Origin of the sequence: Streptomyces sp. NBC_00358 (assembly GCF_036099295.1) — a bacterium.
Lineage (GTDB): Bacteria > Actinomycetota > Actinomycetes > Streptomycetales > Streptomycetaceae > Streptomyces.
Genome location: NZ_CP107976.1, coordinates 748,631 through 768,533, shown reverse-complemented (window position 1 = coordinate 768,533; position 19,903 = coordinate 748,631). Strand labels below are relative to the sequence as shown.

Annotated in this window: 19 protein-coding genes and 2 pseudogenes; 17 read left to right on the top strand and 4 right to left on the bottom strand. The window is 69.5% G+C overall.

Translation table 11 applies throughout. From position 1 onward, the window contains the following. Positions 1-170: 170 nt before the first annotated feature. Positions 171-1,325, top strand: coding sequence for a DNA gyrase subunit B (locus OHT01_RS03100; RefSeq protein WP_328551538.1), 1,155 nt, complete (start codon positions 171-173; stop codon positions 1,323-1,325). 238 nt (positions 1,326-1,563) lie between these two features. On the opposite strand, the gene OHT01_RS03095 is transcribed toward OHT01_RS03100, so the two are convergent. Then, positions 1,564-2,040 (bottom strand): MarR family winged helix-turn-helix transcriptional regulator, encoded by a 477-nt coding sequence (locus OHT01_RS03095; protein WP_328551537.1) that lies wholly within the window; start codon positions 2,038-2,040, stop codon positions 1,564-1,566. A gap of 87 nt (positions 2,041-2,127) precedes the next feature. Between OHT01_RS03095 and OHT01_RS03090 the strand changes: the two genes are divergently transcribed. Then, entirely contained in the window at positions 2,128-3,054 is a 927-nt protein-coding gene (locus OHT01_RS03090) for a quinone oxidoreductase family protein (protein WP_328551536.1), read from the top strand. Between the two features lie 481 nt (positions 3,055-3,535). Next, complete coding sequence (locus OHT01_RS03085) at positions 3,536-3,853, top strand: hypothetical protein (RefSeq protein WP_328551535.1); 318 nt, start codon at positions 3,536-3,538, stop codon at positions 3,851-3,853. 118 nt (positions 3,854-3,971) lie between these two features. On the opposite strand, the gene OHT01_RS03080 is transcribed toward OHT01_RS03085, so the two are convergent. Beyond that, the gene (locus OHT01_RS03080) at positions 3,972-4,985 is read right to left on the bottom strand and encodes an NAD(P)H-dependent glycerol-3-phosphate dehydrogenase (RefSeq protein WP_328551534.1); all 1,014 of its coding nucleotides are present in this window, start codon (positions 4,983-4,985) and stop codon (positions 3,972-3,974) included. Between the two features lie 379 nt (positions 4,986-5,364). Between OHT01_RS03080 and OHT01_RS03075 the strand changes: the two genes are divergently transcribed. The 3 genes from OHT01_RS03075 to OHT01_RS03065 all read left to right on the top strand — a co-directional run bounded on the left by OHT01_RS03075 (position 5,365) and on the right by OHT01_RS03065 (position 9,088). Continuing rightward, a complete protein-coding gene (locus tag OHT01_RS03075) occupies positions 5,365-5,949 on the top strand; it encodes an O-methyltransferase (protein WP_328551533.1) in 585 nt (194 codons plus the stop codon). A 93-nt stretch (positions 5,950-6,042) separates the two neighbouring features. Further along, the gene (locus tag OHT01_RS03070) at positions 6,043-6,585 is read left to right on the top strand and encodes a GNAT family N-acetyltransferase (protein WP_328551532.1); all 543 of its coding nucleotides are present in this window, start codon (positions 6,043-6,045) and stop codon (positions 6,583-6,585) included. A 430-nt stretch (positions 6,586-7,015) separates the two neighbouring features. Continuing rightward, entirely contained in the window at positions 7,016-9,088 is a 2,073-nt protein-coding gene (locus tag OHT01_RS03065) for a glycosyl hydrolase family 28-related protein (RefSeq protein ID WP_328551531.1), read from the top strand. A gap of 71 nt (positions 9,089-9,159) precedes the next feature. On the opposite strand, the gene OHT01_RS03060 is transcribed toward OHT01_RS03065, so the two are convergent. Beyond that, positions 9,160-9,729: a TetR/AcrR family transcriptional regulator gene (locus OHT01_RS03060; RefSeq protein ID WP_328551530.1), complete on the bottom strand. Its 570-nt coding sequence runs from the start codon at positions 9,727-9,729 to the stop codon at positions 9,160-9,162. Positions 9,730-9,820: 91 nt separating this feature from the next. On the opposite strand from OHT01_RS03060, the gene OHT01_RS03055 reads away from it, so the two are divergent. Continuing rightward, on the top strand, positions 9,821-11,326 hold the full coding sequence (locus OHT01_RS03055) for an MFS transporter (RefSeq protein WP_328551529.1): 1,506 nt from the start codon (positions 9,821-9,823) through the stop codon (positions 11,324-11,326). Positions 11,327-11,340: 14 nt separating this feature from the next. Here OHT01_RS03055 and OHT01_RS03050 read toward each other — a convergent pair. After that, positions 11,341-11,488 (bottom strand): annotated as a pseudogene (locus OHT01_RS03050) (GntR family transcriptional regulator); the annotation flags it as partial. Positions 11,489-11,598: 110 nt separating this feature from the next. On the opposite strand from OHT01_RS03050, the gene OHT01_RS03045 reads away from it, so the two are divergent. The 10 genes and pseudogenes from OHT01_RS03045 (at position 11,599) to OHT01_RS03000 (ending at position 19,832) form a co-directional block, all read left to right on the top strand. Beyond that, positions 11,599-12,414 carry a class I SAM-dependent methyltransferase gene (locus tag OHT01_RS03045; protein WP_328558009.1) on the top strand — a complete coding sequence of 272 codons (816 nt, stop codon included), beginning with the start codon at positions 11,599-11,601 and terminating at the stop codon, positions 12,412-12,414. A 140-nt stretch (positions 12,415-12,554) separates the two neighbouring features. Then, a pseudogene (locus OHT01_RS03040) lies at positions 12,555-12,752 on the top strand (GntR family transcriptional regulator); the annotation flags it as partial. Between the two features lie 209 nt (positions 12,753-12,961). Continuing rightward, positions 12,962-13,627, top strand: a complete 666-nt coding sequence (locus tag OHT01_RS03035) for a hypothetical protein (RefSeq protein WP_328551528.1) — start codon at positions 12,962-12,964, stop codon at positions 13,625-13,627. 360 nt (positions 13,628-13,987) lie between these two features. Further along, positions 13,988-14,614 (top strand): class I SAM-dependent methyltransferase, encoded by a 627-nt coding sequence (locus tag OHT01_RS03030; protein WP_328551527.1) that lies wholly within the window; start codon positions 13,988-13,990, stop codon positions 14,612-14,614. Between the two features lie 373 nt (positions 14,615-14,987). Continuing rightward, positions 14,988-15,251 carry a hypothetical protein gene (locus tag OHT01_RS03025; RefSeq protein ID WP_328551526.1) on the top strand — a complete coding sequence of 88 codons (264 nt, stop codon included), beginning with the start codon at positions 14,988-14,990 and terminating at the stop codon, positions 15,249-15,251. After that, positions 15,248-16,234: a nucleotidyl transferase AbiEii/AbiGii toxin family protein gene (locus OHT01_RS03020; RefSeq protein ID WP_328551525.1), complete on the top strand. Its 987-nt coding sequence runs from the start codon at positions 15,248-15,250 to the stop codon at positions 16,232-16,234. The genes OHT01_RS03025 and OHT01_RS03020 overlap by 4 nt, the downstream gene beginning before the upstream one ends. 163 nt (positions 16,235-16,397) lie before the next feature. Next, positions 16,398-16,838, top strand: coding sequence for a MarR family winged helix-turn-helix transcriptional regulator (locus tag OHT01_RS03015; RefSeq protein ID WP_328551524.1), 441 nt, complete (start codon positions 16,398-16,400; stop codon positions 16,836-16,838). 29 nt (positions 16,839-16,867) lie between these two features. Beyond that, positions 16,868-18,706: an MFS transporter gene (locus tag OHT01_RS03010; protein WP_328551523.1), complete on the top strand. Its 1,839-nt coding sequence runs from the start codon at positions 16,868-16,870 to the stop codon at positions 18,704-18,706. Continuing rightward, positions 18,697-19,263 carry an isochorismatase family cysteine hydrolase gene (locus tag OHT01_RS03005; RefSeq protein WP_328551522.1) on the top strand — a complete coding sequence of 189 codons (567 nt, stop codon included), beginning with the start codon at positions 18,697-18,699 and terminating at the stop codon, positions 19,261-19,263. Before OHT01_RS03010 ends, OHT01_RS03005 begins: the two co-directional genes overlap by 10 nt. Then, positions 19,260-19,832 carry a YbhB/YbcL family Raf kinase inhibitor-like protein gene (locus tag OHT01_RS03000; RefSeq protein WP_328551521.1) on the top strand — a complete coding sequence of 191 codons (573 nt, stop codon included), beginning with the start codon at positions 19,260-19,262 and terminating at the stop codon, positions 19,830-19,832. The genes OHT01_RS03005 and OHT01_RS03000 overlap by 4 nt, the downstream gene beginning before the upstream one ends. Positions 19,833-19,903 lie beyond the last annotated feature (71 nt).

Genomic DNA, 19,903 nt, shown 5'->3' with positions numbered 1-19,903 from the left:
CGGCGGGCCCCCGTCCGTGCTGTCACCGCCGTTCCGGCCCCCTGGACCGACCACCCCCGCGCAGGCCGTCACCTACTCGCGCACGACGTCGGCCAACAGCCTCTGACCTGGCGTTTTGCCGAAATCTGCGTAACCTGAGGGCACTGCTGGACACCCTCGGAGGGGACTCCATGACCGAGTACGACGCTGCCCACATCCAGGTGCTGGAATGGCCGGAAGCCGTCCGGAAGCGGCCCGGGATGTACATCGGCTCGACCACTGAACGGGGCCTGCACCAGCTGGTGTTCGAGGTCGCGGGTCGGCCCGTGAACGAGGCGCTGGCGGGCCGCGCCGGCGTCGTCGACATTGCCCTCATGTCCGACGGCGGCGTGCGCGTGACCGACGACGGGCCGGGAATCCCCGTAGGGGTCGATGCGGACGCCGCTGGCCCCGGACTCGAAGCGTTGCTGACCCGGTTCCAGGCCGGGGCGCGGCACGGCGGCCGTCACGAAGCGGCCATGAGCGCTCTGGCGGTGGGGCCTTGTGTCACCACCGCCCTCTCGAGTCGTCTGAAGGCGGAGGTACGGCGCGACGGCGTCCGCTGGGTTCAGGAATACGTACGCGGCGCCTCACTCACCCCGCCCACCGTGGCCGGGCCGGCGACCGGAAGCGGGACCACCATCACCTTCTGGCCCGACATCGACATCTTCGGAACGGCGAAGTGCTCGTTCGCCGTGCTGGCGGAACGGTTCAGGGAACTGGCCTTCCTGAACCGGGGCCTTGATGTGTCGCTGACGGACGAGCGGCCTCAGGGTGGCCCACGGGCCGAGCGGTTCAGATTCCCGCGTGGGACGCGGGACTTCGTCACCTTCCTCGAAGAACCGGCAGCGGTGCCCGTTCACTTGGACGTCATCGCCTTCGAGCGGGAGGATCCGAGGATGGCGGGGACGCTGGAGGTGGCCTTCCGCTGGAGCGACTCCCGTGAGGAGCGGATCCGGACGTTCGCCAACGGTAGGTCCACCCCCGACGGCGGCACCCACGCGGCCGGCTTCCGTGACGGTGTGGCGGCCGCGATGACCGCTTACGCCCGAGCCCACCGGCAACTGACGCTGACGGACGACGACTTCGACGCCGACCGGATCAGCGAGGGCCTGACAGCGGTCGTGTCCGTCAGACTGGACAGCCCCGAGTTCCACGGCGCCACGCGCGGCTTTCTGGGCGGTGACACCGTACGCTCCCAGGTCGCGGAGGCCGTCCGAGCACACCTCACCGCATGGCTCGAAGGACACCCCGACCAGGCCGCGGCAGTCATCAGCAGGATGCTCCAGGGCATCCGCCGGGCTTGAACGGAACCTTTTGCCTCGCTGGAGGGGCCCCTGAGCACAGGGCTGATGCGTTCTCAGTCTGCGAGATGACTGATCTCCGGCGTGCGCGCCGCCGTGGTCGGTTCGCCCGGTTCGGCGACGAGAGACGCGACTTCTGACGATCAAGGTTCTCGAAGCCTTTGATCACGGACAGGGGTCGCGTTCGCGTGCCATCTTCCCTGGGGCCGGCGTTTGCGGCCCTGCCCCGTCGGATCCAGGCTCATGACGGCCATGTAGACGCACTTGACCGCTGCGCTTGCACAACGGCCGACGCCAGCTCGGTGATCCGCGCCCGCTCGGAGAGTGTGAGTCCATCGGTAAGTGCCGAGATGCGCCTGCCGATCTCGGCGGTGCCCCAGTCCGTGAGGTCTTTGCCGTCGTCGGTCAGGGAGACCAGGACCGCGCGGCCGTCATGCGGAGACGGTGAGCGTCTCAGCAGGCCGCGCTTCTCCGCGCGGGCGACCAGGCCTGTCATCGAGGACTTGTCGAGGCCGAGGACTGTGGCCAGTTCGAGCATGCCGGCAGTGCGATCCCGCAGTACCCCCAGCAGCCGGACCTGGATGACCGAAAGTCCGCGCTCGGCGCCTACTTCACCCAGGATCCGGTGCACCGCGAAGGACAGCTGCACGAGGGCGTCCACCGTGTTGAGAGGGGCATCGTCTACGGCCGCTGTGGGTGGTTGAGGATCGGAGGCCATGGGGGCATCTTAGCTTGCATTAGTTGGTGGCACAAACTACATTGCGAGTAGTACGTGCCACCAACTAAATCAGTGTGGAGTCCTCGCATGTATGCCGCAGTAGTCCACTCCTTTGGCGCCCCGCCACGCTACGAGCAGTTCTCCGACCCCGTCGCTCGCGGGAAGAACGAGGTCGTCGTCGACGTCCTTGCCGCCGGTCTCCACCCCCGAGTGCGCTCCCAATCGGACGGCTCGCACTACACCAGCACCGGCGAACTCCCACTGATCCCTGGGATCGACGGCGTCGTCCGGGGACCTGACGGCCGCCTTCGGTACGCGATCCTCGACGTGACATCCCTGGGGACTCTGGCCGAGTGCACGGTCATTGACGCTGACCGCAGCATCGTGCTGCCCAAGCGTGTCGACCCGGTGATCGTTGCCGCAGCGATGAATCCCGCCATGTCCTCCTGGGTGGCGCTGCGCCGCCGCGTCGACTTCAAGCGAGGCCAGAGCGTGCTCATCCTCGGCGCCACCGGCAATGCCGGGCGCATGGCCGTCCAGGTGGCCAAGAGGTTCGGCGCCGCCCATGTCATCGGCGCCGGCCGCAACGCCGCCGCCCTTGAGGCTCTTCGTTCGCTTGGTGCGGACGAGGTGCTCCCACTCGACCGGCTCGCCGAGGCCGCGAACGTCGACGTGGTCATCGACTATCTGTGGGGCGAGCCGGCCGCGGTCGGCATCGTCGACATGATCACTGCCCGTAAGGAGCGTTCCGACCCGATCACCTGGCTCCAGATCGGGTCTGTAGCCGGGCCCACTTCCCCGATCCCCTCGGCCGCTCTGCGGGCAGCACGACTGCAGATCGTCGGAAGCGGTATCGGCTCGGTCCCCGGCCGGGATTGGCTGAAGGAGCTGCCCAAACTCGTCCACGCCATCGCCAAGGGCGAGTTCGATGTCCGTTCGAAGGCCGTGCCTCTCAAAGAAGTCGAACAAGCCTGGCGTACCGACACCGGCGACCGGATCACCCTCATCCCGTGACCAAAGCCCGCACTGCATTTCCGGCTTGATCGATGGGCCGGGACGGTCTTCGTCTCTACCTTGCCGGTCTTGCGGTGAGTGTGGCGGCGCTTGATTTCCATGGCCTGGACAGCGTGCCCTGCGGGTGTGCGGCGGACCGATCCTGGGAGCTTCGTCGTCCTGCTTGGGCGTGCGGCCGGTGGCGCCGCGTCGGGGTTCGGCGTCAAAAGGGACTTGGGGTCGGAAGGCCGGCACGTGGCTGAGGTTCGCCTTGTGGCGGCATCGCGAACTCCCTCAACTCCAGCACCTGGCCGAGCCTTTGTGGTGAACGGTTCGTCCCGGAAGTCACAGCTTCGGCGCAGCGTTGTCGTCTGCTGGTCACACGAGGTGATCAGCCGCCGAAGGCTCCGTCAGCGTGAAGTCGGGGTCGCCTGCGCAACCGAAGGGGCCCGCGCGCACCTCTGGACCGGTAGTTCGCATTTCTTCCGGTGAGGAGACAGAGATGACCCCTTGGAGCAACGAGAGCCTCAGTTCCTGCGCCTTCGTCGACCCCTATGCCGTAAACCCCCGAGGCGGCGCCTGGCCGGCTCCGGCGCAGCTCGGCGACGACATCGACTTCCTCCTGCCGCCGCCCAACCCCGCCCACCGCCTCGGATACACCCTCGACCCGCAGGACCGGCGGCGCCTCGACCTGCATGCGACCCTCACCGCCGCCGGCATCCCCCCGATGCCCGAAGACCGTGCGGTCATCGATCAGATCAGCGCACTGCCGGCGGACGTCAACGACGTGCTCCAGCGCTGGCTGCACCACGCTCTGTAGACCGGAGGGAGCCGTGTCCCCGACGTGGCCGGCCGACGCCGTCGAGCATGCGCCGCAACCTGGGAACTCCATCGGGCAGCGGCGCCGCGGGCGGCCTCGCGAGACCGGGTGCCTGCGGTCAGTGCTCGGTTCCGGGCGGTCGTTGCATCAGCGCGGCCGCGGCCTGGTCGAGGGTGACCTTCTCCAGCAGCAGTGCGGAGACGACTTCCGTGATCGGCATTTCCACGCCGTGGGTGTGGGCCAGGGCGAGGATCGATTCGGCGGACTTGACGCCCTCGGTCGTCCGACGGGTGGCGGCGGTGGCCTGCTCGACGCTCAGGCCGCGACCGAGGTGGGTGCCGAACGTTCGGTTGCGGGACAGCGGGGACGTGCACGTCGCCGTCAGGTCGCCGAGCCCGGCCAACCCGGCGAGGGTGGCCGGGTCGGCGCCCAGGGCGACAGCCAACCGAGTGGTCTCGGCCAGGCCACGCGTGATGAGCATGGCCGAGGCGTTGTCGCCCAGGCCCCGGCCGGAGGCGATGCCGACGGCCAGGGCGATGACGTTCTTCACCGCGCCGCCGAGCTCGCAACCGGTCACGTCGGTACTGGTGTAGGGACGGAAGTAGGGGGTGTGACAGGCCTGTTGGAAGCGGCGGGCGGCGTTCTCGTCGGAGCAGGCGACGGTCGCGGCCGCGGGTCGGCCGTCCATGATCTCGCGGGCCAGGTTGGGGCCCGACAGCACCGCGACCCGGTCCGCGCTCACGCCGGTCACCTCGGCGATGACCTGGCTCGCCCGTTCTCCGCTGCCCAGCTCGATGCCCTTCATCAGGGACACGATCATGGTGTCGGGCCCGATGTGCGGTGCCCACGCTGCGAGGCTGCTCCGCAGGGACTGCGCGGGGATGGACAACACGAGATGGTCCGCGCCGTCCAGCGCGGCGGCCGGGTCGGTCGTGGCGGTCAGGGAGGCCGGCAGCTCCACGTCCGGAAAGTAACCGGGGTTGCGGTGAACGGTGTTGATCGCTTCGGCGATCTCGCCGCGGCGGGCGTGGACGACGACGCTGCTGCCGGCATCGGCCAGGATCTTGGCGACGGCGGTCCCCCAGGACCCGGCCGAGAACACGGCCGCACGGACGGAACCCTGCTGGCTCACTGGCGGTCCTCTCACTCGGCGGTCAACTTGCTGGACCTGGACCTGGACCTAGACCTGGACCTGGACCCGGACCCGGACCGGGCTCGGGCTTGTGCCTGCCAGGGGGCGGCGGACCACCTCGGGCATCTTATCGGCGGCGTCAGCGCTGTCCCGTAAGTTCCGCAAGTTCCGTAAGTTCCGTAAGGTTCGGAATTTCGAGTGTGCCTCGAACGGTGTGATCCGCGCGGGGCATCTCGCCGAGCCCGCGCCGCCGACGAGCTTCGGAACCGGCGCCGGACTCCGGCGGAAATCTCGTAGTGCCGTGAACCGGCCGGATAACGGCGCTGAAAGGACCGCAAAGCGTGTTGCGGGGCGGGCGTTCGGACTGGAGGATCCCCGGATGGACGACATCCCGAGCCGATTCCCGGTTTCACTGCCGACCCTGCGTGCCGCGGCGCGCAAGGCGGATTTCACCAGGTCCAGCGAGGAGCGAACCGGCAGCCTGCTGGCCGTCCTGGCGACCGCCTGTCCCGCCGGCCGCATCCTCGAACTCGGTACGGGAGTGGGCGAGGGCACCGCGTGGCTGCTCAGTGGGATGGACAGCGCTTCTCGTCTGGTCACCATCGAACGGGACGAGGTCGTGCAGAAGGTCGCCCGTGAGCAGTTCGTGTCCGATCCGCGGGTGACCTTCGTGGCCGGAGACGCCGGCGCGTGGCTGCAGGACTATGACGGGGAGCCGTTCGACCTGGTGTTCGCGGACACCTGGCCCGGCAAGTTCGCCCACCTGGAACGGGCCTTGGCGCTCGTTGCCGTGGGCGGGACATATGTGATCGACGACCTCGACCCGCGGCCCGACTGGCCTGAGGACCACGCGGGCGCGGTCGAGCGCCTCCTGGCCGAGCTGGAAGGACGAGAGGATTTTCGCTCCGTCCGTATGGCCTGGGCGAGCGGGCTCCTGCTGGCCGTGCGGTCGGCCCGCCCTTGAGGACGATCACGAGCGCGGGAACCGGCAGGTGATCAGGCTGCCCGCGCCCGGTTATCCTTCCTCGTCCTGTACAAGCCAGAGAGGTTCCGCACCATGAGCAGCAGCACGCCGTCCTTTCCCGAGCGGATCGAGCTCGCAGGGGAGGGCCTCGTCCTGCGTGACTGGACGGAGGCGGACCTGACGGCGATGCCGGCGCTGTTCGATCACCCCGACGTCGCGTACTGGACGCCGATCGTCTCCCCGTTCGACGAAGTGGCCGCCCGGGCCCGCCTGGACCGGGACCGGCAGCTGCGGGCGCAGGGCACGGCCGTTCTGCTCGCGATCACCGTCGACGGCGGCGCACCGCTCGGCGAGGTGATGCTGCGGCGTGCCCCCGAGGGCACGGAGCTCGGCTACGCGGTCGGCCCGGCGCACCGCGGCCAGGGGCTGGCGGTGCGAGCGGTACGGGTGATGGCCGCGTACGCCTTCGAGGAGCTCGGCGCGGAGCAGGTGATCCTGGAACTGGAGGCCGAGAACACCGCCAGCGTCGGCGTGGCCACCAAGGCGGGATTCAGCCGGCTCGACGTGCCGCTGATCACCGGTGAGGAGAAGGGGCGGCCCTTCGCCTTGCAGACGTGGGGTCTGAACCGCCCCTGAGTCCTCTGCGACGTCCTCCCTCGCCTGGCCACTCGTTCGGGGCGGGGTGTCCGACCCAGGCGTTCCGGTTCCGCGCCTGTGCGCCTTGAGCCCTGCAAGAAATCGACGAAGCCGCGCAGAATCTCTACTCGCGAGTGGAAAGATGCGTCCAGTGCCTTGTAGGGGTGCCCTGCCACGCCCTACTGTCACGGCACCGGCACGGCCTGTTCACCCCGCGCCGCCGCGTTCCGCGCGGTCCCGGCACCCTCGTATCGCCCGTTCGCCCTGCCCTGCTCGATCGCGCCCGTGCCTGATCGCCGTCGGTAACCCTTGCTGCTCCGTAACCCTCACCGGTCCGTAACCCTCACCGGTCCGTAACCCTCACCCGTTCGAAGCCCTCACCCGTCCTCGTGCGTCCTGGTTCGTCCGTTCCGAGAGAAACGAGAATCTGATGTCGCGGTACACCACACACGCGGCCGCGGAGCGGGTCCGCAGCCGTGCGCGAAGACCGGCCAGGACGGCCGCGGCGGTGACCGCGGCGGCCACCGGACTCGTGCTCGCGCTCGGCACACCCGCCCCGGCCGCTCCTGGGGCCGGCGGTGGCGTCGGCACCCCCGCGGTGACCCGGGCCGCGCTCGACCCCGCCCTCGTCGCAGGGCGCGGCGCCAAGGTGGACTTCGCCGAACAGGAGGCGGAGAACGCGTCCACCGACGGCACCGTCATCGGCCCCGACCGCACCGCCTACACCCTGCCCTCCGAGGCGTCCGGCCGAGCGGCGGTGCGCTTGAAGCCGGGCCAGCACGTCGAGTTCACTCTGCCCCGCGCCGCCAACGCTCTCACCGTGCGCTACAGCATCCCCGACGCCCCCGGAGGCGGCGGCATCACCGCGCCGCTCGACGTCTCGGTCGGCGGCGGACATCGCGGCACGATGACGCTCACCTCGCGGTACTCCTGGCTCTACAACCAGTACCCGTTCAGCAACGACCCGCAGGGCGACCTGCTGCACCCGGACTGGTGGATCACCGAGTGCGGATGCGTTCCCGCCGCGACCACCCCGGCGCCCGTCGTCGACAAGCCGTTCAGGCCCAGTCACTTCTACGACGAGCAGCGGCTGCTGCTCGGGAAGCGGTACGAGGCGGGTGACACCGTCCGCCTCACGGCGCCCCGGGGCAGCGCCGCGGCCTGGACCGTGATCGACCTGCTCGACACCCAGCTCGTCGCGCCCCCGCACATCGAACCGCGTGCCGCGAACGTGCTCGCGTTCGGCGCCGACCCCACCGGGCGACGTGACGCGGGCGACGCGTTCGACCGGGCCATCGCGTACGCAAGGCAGCGGCACCTCAAGGTGTACCTGCCGCCGGGCACGTATCAGGTGAACCGGCACATCGTCGTGGACGACGTGACCATCGTCGGGGCGGGCAACTGGTACACGATCGTCAAGGGCCACCAGGTCACCCTCGACACCCCCGCCCCCGACGGCTCGGTGCACACCGGCGTCGGCTTCTACGGCAAGGACGCGGCGGACGGCGGCAGTCACCACGTCCACCTGTCCGGCTTCGCCGTCGAGGGCGACGTGCGCGAACGCATCGACACCGACCAGGTCAACGCCGTGGGCGGGGCGCTGAGCGACTCGACCATCGACGGCCTCTACCTGCACCACACCAAGGTCGGCATGTGGTTCGACGGCCCGATGACGCGGCTGCGCATCACGCGCGACGTGATCGCCGACCAGATCGCCGACGGCCTCAACTTCCATACAGGCGTCACCGGTTCCACCGTCTCGGACACCTTCGTCCGAAACACCGGCGACGACGGCCTGGCCATGTGGTCGGAGAAGACCGGCGACGCGCGCAACGCCTTCACCCACAACACCGTGCAGAGTCCGGTCCTCGCCAACGGCATCGCTCTGTACGGCGGTACCGACAACCGGGTCACCGGCAACCTCGTCGCCGACCCGGTCAGGGAGGGCAGCGCCATCCAGGTCGGATCCCGGTTCGGCGCGCAGCCGTTCACCGGACACCTGTGGATCACGGACAACACCACGGTCCGCTCAGGTCCGTTCGAGCTCAACTGGAAGATCGGTCTCGGCGCCATCTGGTTCTACGCCCTGGAACGGGACATCGACGCCGATGTCCAGGTCGCCGGCGACCACTTCCTCGACAACTCCTACAACGCGATCATGCTGGTCTCCGACTTCCCGGTGAAGGACAAGTACGCCATCCGGGGCGTCCACTTCAAGGACATCCGCGTGGACGGCACCGGCACGTCCGTGCTCAGCGCCCGCTCCGCCGGCTCGGCGTCCTTCGAGAACGTGGACGCCCGCAACGTCGGCGCGGTCGGCATCAACAACTGCGGAGCGTTCAACTTCCCTTCCACTGGTGCCGAGTTCGCGGTGCGGGACCTCGGTGGCAACGACGGAGGCGGTACGACGGGCCCGTGGATGGCGTCCTGGGAGCTGCCGAACACGATCACCTGCGACGACCGGCCGCCGGTGATCCCGCCACCGGCCCCGGCACCCTGGTGAGGGGCGTCCGCTCCTGACCCGTACGACGCGCACCCTCGTCTCCGGCCGGCGAGGGTGCGCGCCATGTGCGGTCAGCGCACCAGTGGGAGGAGGACGGTGTCGACGATCTCTTCGAGGACATGGTCGGGCACGGCGGCGAAGGTGCTGAGGATCTCGTGGCGCAGCAGGTCGAAGGGGAGGGACTTGATGCGTTCGGTGAGGCGTTCGGGTCTGATCTCACCGCGGTCGACGGCACGGTCGTAGAGGACGTCGACTGAATTCGTGCGTCCGGTGGTGACGGGGTCGTGCAGTTCGCCGGGGTTTCTGCCGGTCGCCTGGTAGTAGTCGGCCAGGTGCACGCTCATGACGGTGAGGAGCTGGACGCGGGTGGCGTTGATCTCCCGCATGAGAGTGAGGACGTCCTCCCGCAGGCTTCCCGTGTCGGGAAGGTCGAGGACGTTCTCCCTCAGGACGTGGACGATGGTCGCCCGGACCAGTTCGTCGCGGTCGGACCAGCGGCGGTAGAGGACGGAGGGGCTGGTGCCCGCGCGCTGGACCACGGCGTCCATGGTGAACCGGGCGTAGCCGGTGGCCGTGAGTTCTTCCCAGGCCGCGTCGAGAAGCGCCTTCTCGAGTGCCGCTCCGCGGCGCCGCTCAGGCATCCGTACCTCCCTTGGATAGAGTTGCCTATCTTATCTTAACGCCCTACCCTGACGGCCGTAAGATAGGACTCTGTATCTTAGGTGGCTGTTCGTGAATACTCCCCACGAGACCGGAACCGCGCCCGCGGCGGCGGACTCCCCAGCAATGCGTTCTCCCGGCTCGCCCAGGTCCTTGCGTGAGGCCTGGGTCGCCTTGGCCGGACTGTCGGCGGTCTTCCTGTTCGAGATGCTGGACAACTCGATCCTGAACGTCGCACTGCCCACGATCGGCCGGGAGCTGCACGCTTCGACGATCGCGCTGCAGTGGGTGACCGGCGTGTACGCGGTCACCTTCGGCGGGTTGATGCTCGTCTTCGGCGCGATCGCCGACCGGTTCGGCCGACGACGGATCATGCTCATCGGGCTGGCGCTGCTCGGCGTCGCCGGCCTCGCGACCGCTTTCGTCGACACCCCGGCACAACTGATCGCCGTTCGCGCGGTGATGGGCGTCGCGGCGGCCATGACGACTCCGGGATCGATGGCGCTGGCCTTCCGGCTGTTCGACGAGGACAGTCTGCGTGTCCGTGCGACGACCCTCATCTCGACCGTCGGCCTGGTCGGGCTCGCGATCGGCCCCACAACGGGTGGCTTCGTGCTCGCGGTCGCGCCCTGGCAGGTGCTGCTGCTGGTGAACGTGCCGATCGCCCTGCTCGCCGCCATCTGCGTACGGACCGGCGTAGCCGAGGACGAAGCGGCTGATCTCCACCGCGACCCGGTGGACATCCTCGGTGCGGTGCTGGGCACGGCGACGATCGCCCTCGCACTCGTGGCGCCGACGCTGTTCGTGAACGAGGGCACCGCATCAGGTGTCCCCTGGGCGGCGACGGTGGCGGCCCTCGTCGCGGCGATCCTGTTCGTCCTCCGCGAGCGTTCGGCGCGCTACCCGCTCCTCGACCTCGAAATCGTCGCCCGGCCTCTCGTCTCGAGCGGCCTGGCGTACAAGGCGGCGGCCGGGCTGGCGACCGCCGGCCTCGGCTACATGGTGACGCTGCAACTGCAGCTCGACTGGGGGTGGACGCCCGCGCTCGCCGCCGTCGGGCTGCTGCCACAGGTCGTCGTCCTCGTCGCCGGCGGCGCGTTCGTGGGTCCGTTCGTCAAGCGGGTCGGTCTCGACCGGGCCGCGTGGCTCAGTGCCACGGCGGTCGTGTTCGGGCTCGCCGTCTACGCTCTGCTGGGCCGTTTCGGATACGTGTGGGTCGCGATCGCCCTCGTGCTCGTGGCCGCCGGGATGCGCGTGGTCGGTGTGGTCGCCGGGGTCAACGTGCTCCGTGGTCTGCCGAAGAACCGCACCACGATCGGTGCGGCGCTCACCGACACCGCGACCGAAGTCACCTCGGGCGTCGGCATAGCCGTCACCGGCACGATTCTCGCGGCGCTCTTCACAGGCGACATCGCCACGGCGCACTGGAGCGCCCGGCAGTCCGCGCAATTCCAGGAGGCGGTCACGATCGCCGGCCTCACGCTCACCGTCGTGGCCGCGACGCTCGTCGGCTGGGGTCTCCTGCGCACGCGAGGCGCGGCAGAGGGCTCAGCGGACACGCCCCGGTCCGCTTCGTAGGAGCCGGGACGGCGACGGGTCCCGGGGATCTCGTAGGCGATCTCGCAGTGAGCGGCGGGCACCACGATGTCCGCGGTCTCCACGGGCCGCCCCTGGTCGCTGCAGTAGTCCGCCGGATGTGCGTTACGAGGTGGCCTTTTGGATGCCGAGAAGCGATGCGCGCATGACTGACCGGCCGCGCATGAAGCTGGCTCCCCTCATCAGGCCCGTTGGAAGCGATCTTCTAGGCTGGCGCGGTGACTGATGAGCAGGAGCGGGTGCAGCCGTCGGGAGTGTGGGCCACGGCGGTGGGGGTGGCCAGGGTGCGGGCGCTGGAGACGGAGCGGGAGAACGCACTGTTCCGCGACCCACTGGCACAGGCCTTCGCCACCGCCGGCGGCCTGTGGCCCCCCTCGCCGCCGCTGCCCGATGACGAGGCCGCACGACGCCGCCGGCTGGCCGTGTCGTTCTCCATCGTCATCAGGACGAAGTTCCTCGACGACCTGTTGCGGCAGGCCTCCGCGTCCGGGGTCCGGCAGGTCGTGCTGCTCGGCGCCGGCATGGACAGCCGGGCCTTCCGGATCGACTGGCCCGAGGGCACCCGGCTGTTCGAGGTCGACACCGCCGCGCCACTGGACTTCAAGGCTTCGGTGCTGCGCCAGGAGCGGGCCGTCGCACGCTGCGAGCGGATCACCGTCGCGGTGGATCTGCGTGAGGACTGGCCGGGCGCGCTGGCCGCCGCGGGGCACGACCCGGCCGTGCCGACCGCCTGGATCGCCGAAGGACTGCTGATCTATCTGCCCGAGGACGCGGTGGAGCTGCTGCTGGCCCGGATCAGCGCGCAGTCGGCGGCAGGCAGTCGGATGGGGCTGACGTTGGGCTCGCGCGGCGTGATCGAGCGCTTCGGCGCGGACGCCGTGCCGGGATCGGCGGCGTCCATGTGGATCTCGGAGATGCCCGACGACCCGGTGGGCTGGCTGGCCGGGCACGGCTGGGAGGCCGACAGCCACACCCTGCGCGAGCGCGCTGCCGCCTACGGCCGTCCGATCAGCACCCCGCCGCAGCGCGAGGAGCGGCCCGGCGGGCTGATCTCGGCGGTCCGCCGGTAGAGCGCCTCCCGGTTCCCTGGATGATCGATTCCAAGGGGGCCTGGCCTGATGAGTGGAGCCAGGTTCATGCGCGGCCAGCCAGGCATGCGCGCACCGACCGCCTACGACCACTGAAGTTCGCCCGAAAACGCCTGGCTGGTCGGTGGAAGATCATGTACTTCGGCGGCTGGGGGACCCTGGACCCGTGGACCGTGGCCGAAACCGCTCTGCGCGTCACCGTTCGCACCACCACGGTTCAAGCGCACGGACAGCTCACCGCCTTGCTCAACGTCCCCGCGGGCAGCCCTCTCGCCGAGTTCTCGTGCCTCAGCCTCGAAGGAGCGTCGCCGCACGGACTGGGCGAATAGTTCGAGCGTGGCCGGTAGGGCTGGTCGGCCTTCACCGTATAAAGACGGAGGGCAACAACTCGCGTGCCGCGGCAGTACGCTGTCGCGCCAAGTGGAGACGCGAGGTGCCAGTTCGGCCGTAGGTCAGGAGATGCCTACCTCATGGAGGTCCCGTGTGCGTCTTGTGTGCATCCCGCTGACGCGACGCACTGGTGACCTGCTTGAATTCTGCCACCGCCCTCCACCCTGGAAAGGTTCAGATGATGCGTTGGAGTTTGCCGCGTCCCCGACATGCCACGGTTGTCGCCTACCTGGCGTTGTTTGTGGCAGGCACGGGCACGGCGGCAGCGGCCACAGGGGGGACATTCCTCCTGGGGAAGTCGAATTCGGCCACATCGGTCACTGGGCTGACAAACTCGAAGGGAACGGCTCTGAGCCTGTCGGCCAAGTCCGGCAGCGCGCCCCTGACCGTGAACTCCACGACGAAAGTCTCACGGTTGAACGCCGATCTACTGGACGGCTTGACCTCGTCGCAGCTGCAGCGTCGTACCGAAAAGACATGTTCGACCGCGGTGAAGTCCATCGCCGCATCCGGGACGGTTGAATGCACCGTGGCGCCGAAGATCAAGACCACTGTTGTGACCGGATATATCGACAATCTCGCTGGTTCTGCCACGTGCCCTGCAGGGTCCACGCTGCTCAGTGGTGGGTTCGACCTGCCCTTTGCGACTGAGGCCAACCGCGACTACGTACGCAAGTCGGGCCCGACCCAGTCGTATATCGGTGGCCCATACGACACATGGACGGTGACGCTGGACCCTCCGACGAATGACTATCAGGTAAACCCGCAGAGCAAGGTCTACGCGGTGTGCGGGTCGGTCGCCTGATGCGCGGCTTTCTACCAGCAATCACGCTACCGACCCGGCGGCTCACCCGCCGCAGCAGCCGTCCCACCGAACGCCGCGACGCCGCCCACGGCTACGTCATGCCGCAAGCCGCGTGACCCTGCCAGGCGGCGCGGTGCCAGCGGATCGAGGGATGACCGCCTTCTACACGTCCTCATCCTCTGCGTCGCCGATGGCGACGCGGAGATCGCGCATGCTCTGCTGGACCTCGATCACAGGCCAACGACCATCCACCCACCCCCCGGTGCCTTCCGGCCTGCCGGATGGCGGGCGCGGCCCGCGCGCCGGGCGTCGAGCCAGACTTGATGCGAGACTGGTCAGGAGCGACGGAGGTCGGTTGCCATGGGCTTCTATGCCAAGCAGGTCGTCCCGCGGATCATCAACGCCGTCTGCGGAATGAAGGAGGCCGAGCGTCTTCGGCGCCGGGTCTGCGAGGGCCTGGAGGGCGATGTCCTGGAGATCGGGTTCGGCTCGGGGCTGAACGTTCCGTTCTATTCGGAAGCCGTCACGCGGGTGGACGCGGTCGAGCCCTCCGACGTCGGATGGAAGCTTGCAGGCAAGCGCCTCGCGACGACACCGGTCCGCGTGGAGCGCACCGGCCTGGACGGCCAGGTGCTGCCGTTCGCCGACCACAGTTTCGACGCCGCCCTGTCGACCTGGACGCTGTGCACCATCCCGGACGCCGACGCCGCTCTGCATGAAGTGCGACGTGTCCTCAAGCCGGGCGGGACGCTGCACTTCATCGAACACGGCCTCGCCCCGGCCGAAGACGAGAGTGTGCGCCGCTGGCAGCAGCGACTCGACCCCATGGAACAGCGGCTCTTCGACGGATGCCACCTGACCCGGCCGATCGTCGACATGCTGACCACAGCGGGCTTCGTCATCACCGACCTCGACGTCTTCTACGAGAAGGGCGCCCCGAAGCCGATGGGTGCCGACTCCCTCGGCATCGCCGTGTCCCCTGGCTGACCGCTCGACCAACATCAGGTCGACGCGCCCATCCGGCGCGACCCGGGCTGGAAGGGTCCGGCCTCGATGTCAGCCGACTCTCACCGGCGTCAGCCAATCCGAGGACCACAGTTCCACCCCTGGCGCCTATTTCATGATCTGGACCTGTTCCGGCGCGGGCTGGGCTGTTGTCTGCTGGCTCGGCAGCCTCTGGGATCGCGGCCATTTCGAGGATCGGGGCGGCCTGGCCTAGTTCGAGCACGAGCTCAGGCGGGATCGCGCCCGGCGACCCGCAGCCCTGCGCCGAGCCGGAACACCGTCGCCCCGCCGCCGTTGTCAGTGGCTGTCCGTACCGTGGGCCGCCGGTGAACGGACGGGCGAGCGCGGGGCGGCAGTGAAGGATTTCGCGGGGGAGTTCGAGACCCGTCTGACGGTGCTGAGCACCGCCAGGGCCGGTGGTGAAGGCCGCCCGCGCCGCTGGGCGGAGCGCTGTCGAGGGGGCGGCCGTGCCGAGGCCGGGCGGCATCTCGACGCCTTCCTCGATGACCTCGCGACGGCGGGCTTCAAGGCCGTCGAGGTCGAGGAGGAGTTCGTCGTGCACGCCGACCGCCCCGCTCTGGACAGCGGGTGGATCGACGAGAGGGCGGACGGACGGTGACCCGGTCCGTGGACGGCGAGCGACGGCGCGGCGCGCACCGGGCCGTGCTCGATCACCTGCTCACCCTCGTCGCCGGGTCCCCGTTGGGTGACGTCCTTGTACTGCGGGGGAGCATGGTGATGTCCGCCTGGGTGGGGGCCGAGGCGCGGGAACCGGCGGACCTCGACTGGATCGTGCCCCGGCCCCTGCTGGTCCCGGTCGATCCCGGGCACCCGTATCCGTACGTGGACGAGGTGGAGGTCGTACAGCAGTGGCCGGAGGCGGCCGACGGCGCCGACCGGTACGAGATCTGGAAGTTCGAGGAGTTCGACACCGGAGGAGTTCGGCCCGCAGCGCCGCCCGAGGGACTGCACTGGATCTTCGAGGCGGAGCCGGAGGACCGCCCGCCGCAGGAGACGCTGCTCGACCTGGTGCGTGAGTCGCCGCTGGCCGCGCCGGGCGTGGTGCTCGACGCGGGCACCGCCCGCGATGACGGCACGTGGACCTATTCGGAGTACGACACCCCGGGCACACGTCTGATCGTCCCCTGGCAGGCGGAGGGCCTTCCGCCCGGCGAGGTGCGGCTGGACTTCGCCCGCGACGAGTGGCTCCCGGAGCCGTCCGTGCTGACGGCGATACCCCGTGGTGACGGCGCCGGGCCGACCGTCGTACGAACGGCGGGCCGTGAACTGTCGCTCGCCTGGAAGCTGTTGTGGCTGCACGCCGATTGCGCCACGGAGGGCCGGGCTCAGGCCAAGGACCTCTACGACGCCGTACTCCTCGCGGAGGCGGACGCCACGAAGCTGTCCCCGCGGCTGTTGCGCAAGGTGTTCCGCCACGTGCCGGGCAACACGGCGGCCGCTGACGCCCTGCGTCTGGACGCGGTGGCACTGTGGTCCGTGGACTGGGAGGACTTCCGCGCGGACCACCCACACGTACGGGGTACGGCCGAGGAGTGGCTGGAGCGCCTTGGCCGGGCGCTGGAACCTGTGTGGGATCGGTAGCGCCGTGAGCTCGGCGCCGACCCGGCCCGATCGACCCGGCACCCGGCCCGATCGACCCGGCACCCCCCTGAGTGCACCGCCTGCCCGACCTCGCCGCCCATCCTCCGGCGGCAGTACGCAGGGGGAGATTTACTAAGGCGGATTGATAAAGTAGCCTTAGTATATGAACGGTGACCTGGACGCCGATGGCGTCGCCTCGGCCCTGCTGGCGAGTCTCAGCGTGCTGGTGCGGCGCGTACGTCAAGTGCCCGTCGACGGCGGACTCACGATGCCCGAGCGCACCGCTCTGTCGCAGTTGGACCGCTCGGGTCCCACCACCTCCTCGGCGCTGGCGCGGGAAGTGCAGATCACCGCACAGGCCATGGGGGCGACGCTCGGTGCTCTGCGGGACCGTGGCCTGGTGGAACGCCGCCGGGATCCGGATGACGGCCGGCGCGTGGTGCTCACGGTGACCGACGCCGGTCGGCAGGCGCTCAAGAACAAGCGCAACGCCCGAACGGAAACGATCGCCCGAGCCCTGATCAGCGGCATGTTCACCCCGGCGGAGCTGGAGCAACTCGCGGCTTCGGCGCCCCTGTTGGAGCGGCTGGCCCAGAACATCTGACGACGACGGAACCATGGGGAAGCAGGCTGATGACGGACCCTCCCAAGACGAGCGTCCCGCGCCGCCCGGTCAGCGACGACCGGTACAAGTGGACGGCGCTGACCAACACGACGGCCGCGGTCTTCATGTCCGCGCTGGACGGCTCCATCGTGCTGATCGCGCTGCCCGCGATCTTCCGGGGCGTTCACCTGGATCCGCTGGCGCCGGGCAACATCGCGTACCTGCTGTGGATGATCATGGGGTACCGGCTGGTCCAAGCGGTCCTGGTGGTCACGGTGGGCCGGCTGGGGGACATGTACGGACGGGTTCGGATGTACAACTCCGGGTTCGCGGTCTTCACCTTCGCCTCGATCCTGCTGTCCTTCGACCCCTTCGACGGCGGACACGGAGCGATGTGGCTGATCGCCTGGCGACTGGTGCAGGCCGTCGGCGGCTCGATCCTCACCGCGAACTCGGCCGCGATCCTGACCGACGCCTTCCCCAAGGAGCAGCGCGGTTTCGCCCTGGGCATCAATCAAGTCGCGGGCCTGGCCGGGATGTTCATAGGCCTGGTCGCCGGCGGTCTGCTGGCGGCCTGGGACTGGCGGGCGGTGTTCTGGGTGAACGTGCCCGTCGGGGTGTTCTTCACGCTGTGGGCCTACCGCACCCTGCGGGAGACCGGTAAGAGCGCCGGCGGCCGGATCGACTGGTGGGGCAACATCACCTTCGCGGTGGGGCTGAGCGCGGTCCTGATCGCCGTCACCTTCGGCCTGCAGCCGTACGACGGACACACCATGGGCTGGAGCAACCCGCTGGTCGACGTGCTGATCTTCGGCGGACTGCTCCTCCTGGCAGCGTTCGTCGCCATCGAGAACCGGGTCGGCGCCCCGATGATCCAGCTCAGTCTCTTCCGCCGACGCGCCTTCACCTTCGGCAATCTGGCGGGCCTCGCGATCTCGATCGGGCGCGGTGGGATGCAGTTCGTGCTGATCATCTGGCTGCAGGGCATCTGGCTTCCGTTGCACGGCTACGACTACGAAGGCACTCCGCTGTGGGCGGGCATCTTCATGCTGCCGCTGACCGCCGGGTTCCTGGCCGCCGGGCCCGTCTCCGGGTACCTGTCCGACCGGCTCGGCTCCCGCGGGCTGGCCACCGGCGGGGCGCTGCTGTTCGGCGCCAGTTTCCTGGGCCTGATGGTCCTGCCGATCGACTTCAGTTACTGGATCTTCGCGGTGCTCATCGCGCTCAACGGGATAGCCAGCGGGATGTTCGCCTCCCCCAACTCCTCCTCGATCATGGGCAGTGTGCCCGCCCACCTGCGGGGCGTCGCCTCCGGTATGCGTGCCACCTTCCAGAACTCCGGAACGGCCGTCTCCATCGGTGTGTTCTTCTCCCTCATGATCGCCGGTCTGGCCAGCCGTCTCCCACACACGCTCACCAGCGGACTGCAACAGCAGGGCGTACCGGCCCTCGTGGCCGACCAGGTCGGCAGCCTGCCCCCGGTCTCGTCCCTGTTCGCCGCCCAACTGGGCGTCAACCCGGTCCAGCATCTGCTGGAGCCGAGCGGTGTCCTGGCCCGTCTGACGACGGCGCAGCAACAGGCCCTGACCGGGCGTGAGTTCTTCCCGACCCTGATCGCAGGGCCCTTCCACTCCGGCCTGGTCGTCGTCTTCGCCTTCGGCGCCGTCCTCGCCTTCCTCGCCGCGCTCGCGTCCCTCCTGCGTGGCACCAACCCCGCCGCCGAGACCCCGGAACCGCGAACGGCCGCCACGGGCGAAGTCCTCGCCCCCGCGGCCGACGGCCGGACAGGGACGCCGGTGGCCGAGCCCACCGCGCCCCCGAGCCCGGCAGCCGACCCACATCCACAGGAGAAACAAGCATGGCACTGACAACGATCGACCCCGCGGTCGCTCTCGTCGTGATCGATCTGCAACAGGGCATCGTCTCGGCCCACACCGGCCCTCCGGTGACCTCCGCGGTCGAGCAGGCGACCCACCTGGCCGGCGAATTCCGCTGGCACGGCCTGCCCGTGGTCCTCGTCAACGTCACCGGACGCGCCCCGGGGCGCACCGATGCCGGACGGTCCGGCGGCGGCACTGCCCCGCCCGCCGGCTGGGCCGACCTCATCGACGACCTCGACGTCCAGCCGACCGACCACCTGATCACCAAGCGGCGGCGCAGCGCGTTCCACGACACCGGCCTCGACACCCTCCTGCGGGACCTGGGCGTCAGCCAGATCGTGCTCGCCGGTGTGTCGACCAGCTCGGGCGTCGAGTCGACGGCGCGGTCGGCCTCCGACCACGGCTACCACGTCGTCCTGGCCACCGACGCCATGAGCGACCCCGATCCCGTCGCCCACAGCCACAGCGTCGAACGCGTCTTCCCCAAGCTCGGTGAGACCGCCACCACCACCGAGGTCGTCGACATGATCGAGGCAACGCGATGACCCTGCTGGGCCGACTCCTGAACAATCGCAGGGCAGGCGACTCCCACACGGCGTGGAACCTGCCCAACCTGCTGGGCCCCGAGCTGCTGACCTTCACCAGCAAGGACTTCGACCACGGCGACGTCATGTCACTGGAGCACTGCGCGAAGCACATCGGGGGTGGCGATCTGTCCCCCCATCTCGCCTGGACCTCACCGCCACCCGGCACCGCCCAACTCCTCCTGGCCGTGGAGGACATCGACGTCCCCATGGCCAAGCCCGCCGTGCACTGCCTCGCCCTCGTCGACCCCGCGACGCGGCACCTGGACCCCGGCGCCCTCACCGCACGGCAGCCGGCTCCCGGGGTACGGGTGCTGCGGTCCACGATCGGACGCGGCTACCACGGTCCCGCACCGATCAAAGGCCACGGGCCACACCGCTACGTCTTCCAGTTGTTCGCCCTCTCGGCCCCCGTGGACAGTCTTCCCGGCGCAACGTCAGTGGACCGCGCACGCCCCCGCGCCCTCCTCGCCGCCATCACCGCACCGGTCCTCGACCGCGGCCGCCTGACCGGCGTGTACGAACGCTGACTCCAGGCCCGGACGCCCGACCCAGCAGCAGGCCGCCGCTGCCCGGACCGGGCGGGCGGGGCGGACGGGTG